Origin of the sequence: Leisingera sp. ANG59 (assembly GCF_013317235.1) — a bacterium.
Classification (GTDB): domain Bacteria; phylum Pseudomonadota; class Alphaproteobacteria; order Rhodobacterales; family Rhodobacteraceae; genus Leisingera.
In genome coordinates, this window is record NZ_WLCM01000015.1 from 95,173 (window position 1) to 103,972 (window position 8,800).

The following is an 8,800-nucleotide window of genomic DNA, read 5'->3' on the forward strand; positions in this document are numbered from 1 at the left end:
ATGAAATATATCTCGACCCGGGGCCAAGCGCCCGAGCTGACCTTTGAAGACGCGATGCTGACCGGTCTCGCGCGTGACGGCGGCCTGTATGTGCCGGCGGAAATCCCGCAGATGTCCCAGGACGACATCGCGGCGCTGGCAGGGCTGTCCTATGAGGAAACCGCCTTCCGCGTCATGCGTCCCTTCCTTGGCGACTGCTTCACCGATGAGGAATTCCGCGGCATCATCGCCCGCGCCTATGAAGGTTTCGGCCACGCCGCCCGCGCGCCGCTGAAGCAGCTGGCGCCCAACCATTTCCTGCTGGAACTGTTCCACGGGCCCACGCTGGCGTTCAAGGACTTCGCCATGCAGCTGATCGGCCAGCTGTTCCAGGCGGCACTGGAGCGCCGCGGCGACCGGGTGACCATTGCGGGCGCCACCTCCGGCGATACCGGCTCTGCCGCCATGGAAGCCTTCCGCGGGCTGAACAATGTGGATGTCTTCATTCTTTTCCCGCATGGCCGGGTGTCCGAAGTGCAGCGCCGCCAGATGACCACCCCGCAGGACGCCAACGTCCATGCGCTGGCCGTCGATGGCGACTTCGACGATTGCCAGGCCCGCGTCAAAGACATGTTCAACGACTTCGATTTCCGGGACGGGGTGAAACTGGCCGGCGTGAACTCGATCAATATCGCCCGCGTCCTGGCGCAGGTGGTCTATTACTTCTCCTCGGCCGTCAGCCTCGGCGCGCCGCAGCGCAAGGTGAGCTTCACTGTGCCCACCGGCAACTTCGGCGACATCTTCGCGGGCTTCATTGCCAAGCAGATGGGCCTGCCGATCGACCAGCTGGTGGTCGCCACCAACCAGAACGACATCCTGCACCGCTGCCTGTCGGGGCAGGGCTATTACAAGGGCGACACCCAGCCCTCGATCTCGCCGTCGATGGACATTCAGGTGTCGTCGAACTTTGAGCGCGCGCTGTTCTACGCCTACGGCCAGGACAGTAAGGCAGTGGCGCTGTTGATGGATGAACTGAAGAACGGCGGCTTTGACGTCTCCCAGGGGGCCATGCAGGCGCTGGCGGAGAATTATACCTCTGGCCGCACCTCGGAGGAAGAGACCCTGGCGACCATCAAGTCCGAGCTGGCCTCGTCGGGCGAGCTGATCTGCCCGCACGGCGCGGTTGCTGTGAAAGTGGCGAACGAGCACCGCAAGGGTGATGTGCCGATGATCACGCTGGCCACCGCGCATCCGGCGAAATTCCCTGCCGCGGTGGAAGACGCAAGCGGCATTCATCCGCCCTTGCCGCCGCGCATGGCGGACCTGTATGAGAGGCCGGAACGGGTCACCCGGATCGCCAACGATCTGGCTGCCCTCGAGGATCACATCAGAAAGAACATCGCGAATTGACAGTTCAGCAGCACACACTCGCCAACGGGTTCCGCATCGTCTCCGAGCATATGCCGGGTCTGGAATCCGCGGCGGTCGGGATCTGGGTGAGCGCCGGCGGCCGCCACGAGCGGCTGGAGCAGAACGGCATTGCCCATTTCCTTGAGCATATGGCCTTTAAGGGCACCAAGCGGCGCACGGCCCTGCAGATTGCCGAAGAAATCGAGGATGTAGGCGGTTATATCAACGCCTACACCTCGCGTGAGGTAACGGCCTACTATGCCCGGGTGCTGAAGGATGACGTGCCGCTGGCGGTGGATGTGATCGGGGATATCCTGCTGAACCCGGTGTTCGACCAGCGCGAGATCGAGGTTGAGCGCGGGGTGATCCTGCAGGAGATCGGCCAGTCTCTGGACACGCCGGACGATGTGATCTTTGACTGGCTGCAGGAGGAAAGCTACCGCGGCCAGCCGCTTGGCCGGACCATTCTGGGCCCTGCGGAACGTGTCCGTGCGTTCTCACGCGAGGATTTGCAGGGCTTTGTCGGCGAACACTACGGCCCAGGTCAGATGATCCTGGCAGCGGCGGGCGGCGTTGATCACGAGGCGCTGGTCAAGCTGGCGGAACAGCTGTTCGGCCATATGGAGGCCAAGCCCGATTTCACCGCCGAGGGCGCGCAGTTCACCGGCGGCGAGGCGCGGCAGGTGAAGGATCTGGAGCAGGCGCATTTCGCGCTGGCCTTTGAGGGGCCCGGCTACCGCGACCAGTCGATGTACACCGCGCAGATTTATGCCAGCGCGCTCGGCGGCGGCATGTCCTCGCGGCTGTTCCAGGAGGTGCGCGAAAAGCGCGGCCTGTGCTACACGATCTTCTCGCAGGCCGGGTCCTATGCCGATACCGGCTCGATGACTGTCTACGCGGGCACCTCGGGTGAGCAGCTGGAAGAGCTTGCAGGCATCACCATCGACGAGATGAAGCGTGCCGCGGACGACATGAGCGATGCCGAGGTGGAGCGCGCCCGCGCGCAGATGAAGGCCGGGATGCTGATGGGGCTGGAAAGCCCCTCGAACCGGGCGGAGCGGCTGGCGCGGCTGGTGCAGATCTGGGACAAGGTGCCGTCGCTGGAGCGCACCGTGGAGCGGATCAATGCGGTCACCACCAAGGATGTGCGGGAGCTGGCGGAGACCATGGCAGTTACGGCGCCTGCTGCGCTGGCGCTCTATGGCCCGGTGGCGGATGCTCCGGCGCTTGAGAGGCTGCAGGAGAGGCGCGCCGCCTGATGCTGCTCAACCGCCGCAAGGTCCGCATCGAAACCGAGCGCCTGACCCTCAGGCCGCCGGTGCATGCGGATTTTCACGGCTGGGCGGCGCTGCGGCTGCAGAGCCAGCCCTACCTGACGCCATGGGAGCCGAGCTGGGCGGCGGATCACCTCAGCCGCAAGAGTTTCACCAACCGGGTCTACTGGGCGCGCCGGTCGGTCACGGGCGGCACAGCGCTGCCGCTGTTCCTGATCCGGCGCGACGATCAGCTGCTGGTGGGGGCGATCACGCTGGACAACATCCGCCGCGGCCCGGCGCAGGCGGGCACGCTCGGCTATTGGACCGGGCTGCCCTTTGCCCGCCAGGGCTACATGCGCGAGGCGATCGGCGCGGTGGTGCATCATGCTTTCACCAAGCTGGACCTCAGCCGCGTCGAGGCCGCCTGCCTGCCGGAAAACCAGGCCTCCCGCGGGCTGCTGGAGAAATCAGGCTTCAAATACGAGGGCGTTGCCCAGTCCTATCTGCAGATTAACGGCCGCTGGCGCACCCATGTGCTCTATGCCTCCCTGCGCCACGACCGCCGCGGCAAGACGCTGGCAGGGCAGGCCTAGGCGGCGCATTTCAGACAGCCAATCTCTCCCGCCAGGCGCCTGCGCATCTGCGGATGCGCCGCTCCCGTTGGGCCGGGCGCCGCCCCTGTGGTGCGGCGCAGGTTCCGTTGCTGGCGGTGCCGCGCCCTGCGCCAGCAGGGCGCCACGCCCAACCGGGACGCGGAATTTCCAATTCCGCCGGTGCGGGCGGGAGCTTCTGGGTCTGGAAAATCCGGCAGACGGGGCTGACAATGCCTGTTCGCGCCCTAGAACTGCCACATGCGCGCCTTTGCCTCTCTCCTGTGCCTCCTCTTGTGCTTCAGTGCCCTTCAGGCGCAGGAGCGGCGGCAGAGCCATTGCATTGCCTTGGCACAGGCTGTGCCCGGTCTGGAATACCTGCATCAGGCCAGCTGGCAGGATCCGGTGGCAGAGGACAGCGTGCAGATCCGCTATATCGCCCATGCCTCTTTCCTGCTGCGCACCGCGGGCGGGCTGAACGTGGTCACCGATTTCACCGGCTTCACAGGCGCCGCGCCGCTGATCCCGGATGTCGTCACCATGAACCACGCCCATGAGACCCATTGGACCGCGCACCCTGATCCGGCAATCCCGCATGTGCTGGAGGGCTGGGGGCCGTTCGGGGCAGGCATCGAGCATCACCTCGACCTCGGCGAGATGCTGATCCGCAATGTGCCCACGGACATCCGCAACATGTTCGGCGGAGTCGAGGAACGGGGCAATTCGATCTTTGTGTTCGAGGCTGCGGGCCTGTGCATCGGCCATCTCGGTCACCTGCACCATGTGCCGACGCCGGAGCAATACGCGGCGCTGGGGCGACTCGATGTGGTGATGGCGGCGGTGGATGGCGGCATCACCCTGCCGCTGGATCAGATGCTGGAGGTGCTGGGGCGGCTGCGGTCCTCGGTGATCATTCCGATGCACTGGTTCAGCGACTATTCGCTGCAGAGTTTCCTGTCCCGGACCGGCCCGGAATTTGATGTGGTGGATGAGGGTGCAAGCGACCTGACCGTTTCCCTTCGCAGCCTGCCCGGGCGCCCGACCATCCATGTGCTGCGGCCCAAGTACCTGCTGGAAGAGGAGTGAGCGCCTTGCCAGCCGCGGGGCCTTGCGGCATGGATAAGGCATGACGCTGAACCCTGCCGATCCCGCCTTTGCCGCCCGCCTTTCAACCCTGCTGCCCGAGGGCGTGCTGCGGCCCGCCGAACCGCGCTATCTGGAAGAGCCGCGCGGCCGGTATCAAGGGCAGGCGGGGCTGCTGGCGCTGCCGCGCAGTGTGGAGGAGGTGTCCATTCTGGTCCGCGAAGCCAATGCTGCGCGGGTGCCGGTCGTGCCTTATGGCGGCGGCACCGGGCTGGTGGGCGGCCAGGTGATGCCCGAGGGCCCGGCGCCGCTGGTGATCTCGCTGGAGCGGATGGCGGCAATCCGGGCGGTGCACGCCCGGGAAAATGTGCTGATCGCTGAAGCGGGCGCCATTCTGGCCGATGTGCAGGCCGCAGCGCGGGAGGCCGGGCGGCTGTTCCCGCTGTCACTGGCGGCAGAAGGCTCTGCCCGGATCGGCGGCAACCTCTCGGCCAATGCGGGCGGCGTCAATGTGCTGCGCTACGGCAATGCCCGCGCCCTCTGCCTGGGGCTGGAGGCGGTGCTGCCGACGGGCGAAATCTGGCATGGACTGTCGCGGCTGCGTAAGGACAACACCGGCTATGACCTCAGGAACCTCTTGATCGGGGCTGAGGGCACATTGGGGGTGATCACCGCTGCCGCGTTGAAACTCTCGCCCATACCAGCGTCGCAAGGCACCGCGGTTTTTACCGTGACGAACCCGCAGGCCGCCATTGATCTGCTGGCCCTGGCCCGGGACCACGCGGGCGAGGGCGTCAGCGCCTTTGAGCTGATCCACCGGCAGGGGCTGGAATTTCTGGCGGAGACGCAGCCGCAGGTGCGCCAGCCTTTTGCCGCGGCGCCGGAGTGGTGCGTGCTGATCGAGTTGGGCCTGCCGCGCGGGCTGCAGGCGGAGGAAACGCTGGCAGAGCTGTTTGAAGCCGCCGAGGCGGCGGGGCTGGCCAGCGACGGGGTGATCGCCCAGTCGGAAAGCCAGCGGCAGGCGCTGTGGGCCATGCGCGAGCACATCCCGCTGGCCAACAAGGCCATCGGATCGGTGTCCAGCCATGACATTTCTGTGCCGATTTCGGACATCCCCGCCTTCATCGAACAGGGCAGGGAGGCGGTTGCCCGGCTTGGCGATTTCCGCATCAACTGCTTTGGCCATCTGGGCGACGGCAACCTGCACTATAACGTGTTCCCGGCCAAGGGCCGCAAGCGGGAGGACTACGAGGCCCTGCGGGGGGCGGTGAAGGAAGCCGTGCATGATCTGGTCCACGCCTTCGGCGGCTCCTTCAGTGCCGAACACGGGGTGGGGCGGATGAAGGCTGGCGATCTGGAGCGCTATGGCGACCCGGCCAAGCTGGCCGCGATGCGGGCGATAAAACAGGCGCTGGACCCCAATGGCATCATGAACCCGGGTGCAGTGCTGCGCGCAGAATGACGTGTGTCATGCGCGGCACGCTCCCGCAGCCGCGGCTGCCCGGCTGTGCCGGACCGCCTGGCGGCCTTGGGCCCGGCGCCGCCCATCCGCGCGGCGCGCCCCTTCCGGCCCAAGGGGCCTGAAGGGGCCATGCCCAACGGGAACAGGCTTTCCCTGGAAAGGCGCCTGACCGGCGGGAGTGCCCGGGCTGGCGGCCTGGACGGTCAGGAGAGTAGCTTCAGAGGCCCTCGAACTCGCAGAGCACATGCACGTCCATGCCCATGTCCTCCAGCAGCTTGCGCCCGCCCAGTTCCGGCAGATCGACGATAAAGGCGCAGGAGACGATCTCGCCGCCCAGCCGCTCGATCAGCTTGATGCCTGCGCCCGCGGTGCCGCCGGTGGCCAGCAGGTCATCGACCATCAGGATCTTCTCGCCCGGCTGGATGGCATCGTCGTGGATCTCCACAATCGCCTCGCCGTATTCCAGCTTGTAGTCCTGGCTGATGGTGGTGCCGGGCAGCTTGCCCTTCTTGCGGATCGGCACGAAGCCGGTGCCGAGCTGGTGGGCAATGGCGCCGCCCAGGATGAAGCCGCGCGCCTCAAGCCCCACAACCTTGTCGATCTGCTCGCCGGCATAGGGGTGCAGCATCTGATCGATTGCCATGCGGAACCCGCGCGGATCGGCAAACAGGGTGGTCACATCGCGGAACATGATCCCTTCGTGCGGGAAGTCGACGATGGTGCGGATGTAGTCCTTGACGGCGGGTTTCTTGGGCATCGGCGCGGCTCCCCTGAGCAGTATCGGTGTTGCGGCCCGGCAGGCGGCCGGGCCAGCAGCGGTTTGGACGATCCTGGGCCCTGTTGCAAGGGAAAGCAGGCGGCGGCCGACTTCGGGTCACCGGGCCAGGTTCGTGCTCCAGCGCATCAGCGCCTCCAGCGGACCGCGTCCGGCAAAGAGGTTCCAGAACCACACCAGCACCATGGACAGCGCGCAGAACCCCAGCGAGTAGCCGAAGATCTGCGCCGGGCTGAGCGAGCCGTCCAGCTGTCCCATCGCCTCCAGCGTGCCCATGCCCAAGAGGATATGCGCCGCATAAAGGCTGAGCGCCTGCCGCCCGGGCGCAGCCAGCCATTCCGCCAGCCCGGCCTTGCCGAGCGCCGGGGCGACCGCCAGCACCAGTCCGGTGACCGCCAGCGCACTGCCGGAGGCCGACAGGATGTAAAAGGGGCCTGGCGGGATGGCACTGGTGCCGAACAATTCCGCCAGCTCCGGGTCAGAGATGAGCATGCCGGGTACGGCCCCCACCACCGCGGCCGCGGCTCCCCAAAGGACCAGATGCGCCTGAACCCGGCGGCTGGAGAGCTGAAGGCGGCCCGCCCACATGCCCAGGAACAGGAAGGCGGCCCAGGGAAACACCGGGTGCCAGCCGTTGAAGAAGGAGTGGCGCAGGAAGCCTTCGATGGTCCAGAAGTCCGCATACTCAAGGGTCTCCCAGCTCCAATGCGCCTCGTAATCCAGGGCCAGAAGGCTGATCAGCCCGATCAGCAGGGTGCCCGCCGCGGCCAGCAGGAGCGCCCGGCTGGAGGCGGTCAGGACAGGCAGCGCCACCAGGAAGTAAAGCGCGTAGAAATGCAGGATGTCGGCCTCGAAGATGGTGAGGTTCAACAGCCCGATCACAAACAGGAACACCGCCCGGCGGAAGACTGTTGTGCGGTCCGGGCTGCCCAGCGTGAGACCAATGCCTGCCAGCACCTCAAACAGCGCCGCCGCTCGTCCCTCCAGCGCGTTGGTGAGCAGCGATGCGGTGTCCGTGCCCGGCGTCACCTGGGCGGCAATGCGGAAGTTCACCAGCACCATGCCGCAAAAGGCCAGAAAGCGGGCAATGTCCAATCCGTGCAAACGCATGAAAACCCCGTGAAATCAGGAATGTGAAAAGAGCTTGTCCTGCTAGGATAAAGGAACTGCCGGCGGCAAAGAAAAGGGGCGGTCCGCAAAGACCGCCCCCGTGTGCTGCTGAATGCAAGGGCTGCCGGTCAGCCCAGAACCCGGCCCGCCACGGAGTCCAGCCTGGCCAGCAGCGCCGGATCGCGTTTTTCGGGCGCGGTCATGATGGCGTATTCCAGCGCCTTGTCGCAGCCGTGCGGGCAGTCCTGCCGCTCCTTGCCCAAGAGGCCGGGCAGGCGGCGCACCAGTTCCCGGGCGTTGGCGGAATTGCCCTGCAATGTGGCAATGATATCAGTTATTTCCACCGCGCCGTGCTCCGGGTGCCAGCTGTCGTAATCGGTGACCATGGCGATGGAGGCGTAGCACAGCTCCGCCTCGCGGGCGAGCTTGGCTTCGGGCATGTTGGTCATGCCGATGACGTCGCAGCCCCATTGCTCGCGGTACATCTTGCTCTCGGCCATGGAGGAGAACTGCGGCCCCTCCATGCACAGGTAGGTGCCGCCGCGGTGCACCTTGACGCCGGCCTCCCGCGCGGCCGTCTCTGCCGCGTCTGAGAGCCGTTCGCAGGTCGGATGCGCGACGCTGACATGGGCGACGCAGCCGCTGCCAAAGAAGCTTTTCTCGCGCGCAAACGTCCGGTCAATGAACTGATCCACAACAACAAAATCGCCCGGCGCCATCTCCTCGCGGAAGGAGCCGCAGGCGGAGACGGAGAACACATCCGTCACCCCCAGGCGCTTCAGCGCGTCGATATTGGCGCGGTAGGGGACCTCAGTGGGGGAATGCACATGGCCGCGGCCGTGGCGGGGCAGGAAGGCCATTTTGACGCCGTCCAGCGTGCCGGTCAGGATCTGGTCCGACGGCGCCCCCCAGGGCGTTTCGACCGTGGTCCACTGGGCGCCTTCCAGCCCGTCGATCTCATAAATGCCGGAGCCGCCGATCACGGCGATCATGGTTTCCCGGGGTTCTGAAATGGTCACATCCTGCCCTCCTGTTGCTGCTGATTTGGATATGCGCAAGCGGGGGCGGATTTGGCAAGAGCGGGGCGGTAAACAGGGGGTGGCATGCGCGCACCATATGTGCAGCGGATGGGTGC

Annotated in this window: 8 protein-coding genes; 5 read left to right on the top strand and 3 right to left on the bottom strand. The window is 66.2% G+C overall.

What is annotated here, in order from left to right:
• The 5 genes from thrC (at window position 1) to GKC28_RS14760 (ending at window position 5,780) form a co-directional block, all read left to right on the top strand.
• The gene (thrC, locus tag GKC28_RS14740; protein WP_174147721.1) at window positions 1–1,389 is read left to right on the top strand and encodes a threonine synthase; all 1,389 of its coding nucleotides are present in this window, start codon (window positions 1–3) and stop codon (window positions 1,387–1,389) included.
• A complete protein-coding gene (locus GKC28_RS14745) occupies window positions 1,386–2,648 on the top strand; it encodes a pitrilysin family protein (RefSeq protein ID WP_174147723.1) in 1,263 nt (420 codons plus the stop codon). The genes thrC and GKC28_RS14745 overlap by 4 nt, the downstream gene beginning before the upstream one ends.
• Window positions 2,648–3,238 (top strand): GNAT family N-acetyltransferase, encoded by a 591-nt coding sequence (locus GKC28_RS14750; RefSeq protein ID WP_174147725.1) that lies wholly within the window; start codon window positions 2,648–2,650, stop codon window positions 3,236–3,238. The genes GKC28_RS14745 and GKC28_RS14750 overlap by 1 nt, the downstream gene beginning before the upstream one ends.
• Before the next feature lie 258 nt (window positions 3,239–3,496).
• Entirely contained in the window at window positions 3,497–4,321 is an 825-nt protein-coding gene (locus GKC28_RS14755) for an MBL fold metallo-hydrolase (protein WP_174147728.1), read from the top strand.
• A gap of 40 nt (window positions 4,322–4,361) precedes the next feature.
• Entirely contained in the window at window positions 4,362–5,780 is a 1,419-nt protein-coding gene (locus tag GKC28_RS14760) for an FAD-binding oxidoreductase (RefSeq protein WP_174147730.1), read from the top strand.
• A 217-nt stretch (window positions 5,781–5,997) separates the two neighbouring features.
• Here the strand turns inward: GKC28_RS14760 and GKC28_RS14765 are convergent, their stop codons facing one another.
• The 3 genes from GKC28_RS14765 to GKC28_RS14775 all read right to left on the bottom strand — a co-directional run bounded on the left by GKC28_RS14765 (window position 5,998) and on the right by GKC28_RS14775 (window position 8,657).
• Entirely contained in the window at window positions 5,998–6,537 is a 540-nt protein-coding gene (locus GKC28_RS14765; RefSeq protein ID WP_174147732.1) for an adenine phosphoribosyltransferase, read from the bottom strand.
• 117 nt (window positions 6,538–6,654) lie between these two features.
• Window positions 6,655–7,665 carry a DUF418 domain-containing protein gene (locus GKC28_RS14770; RefSeq protein WP_174147734.1) on the bottom strand — a complete coding sequence of 337 codons (1,011 nt, stop codon included), beginning with the start codon at window positions 7,663–7,665 and terminating at the stop codon, window positions 6,655–6,657.
• Window positions 7,666–7,793: 128 nt separating this feature from the next.
• Window positions 7,794–8,657 carry an S-methyl-5'-thioadenosine phosphorylase gene (locus GKC28_RS14775; RefSeq protein ID WP_174147747.1) on the bottom strand — a complete coding sequence of 288 codons (864 nt, stop codon included), beginning with the start codon at window positions 8,655–8,657 and terminating at the stop codon, window positions 7,794–7,796.
• Between the last annotated feature and the right edge of the window lie 143 nt (window positions 8,658–8,800).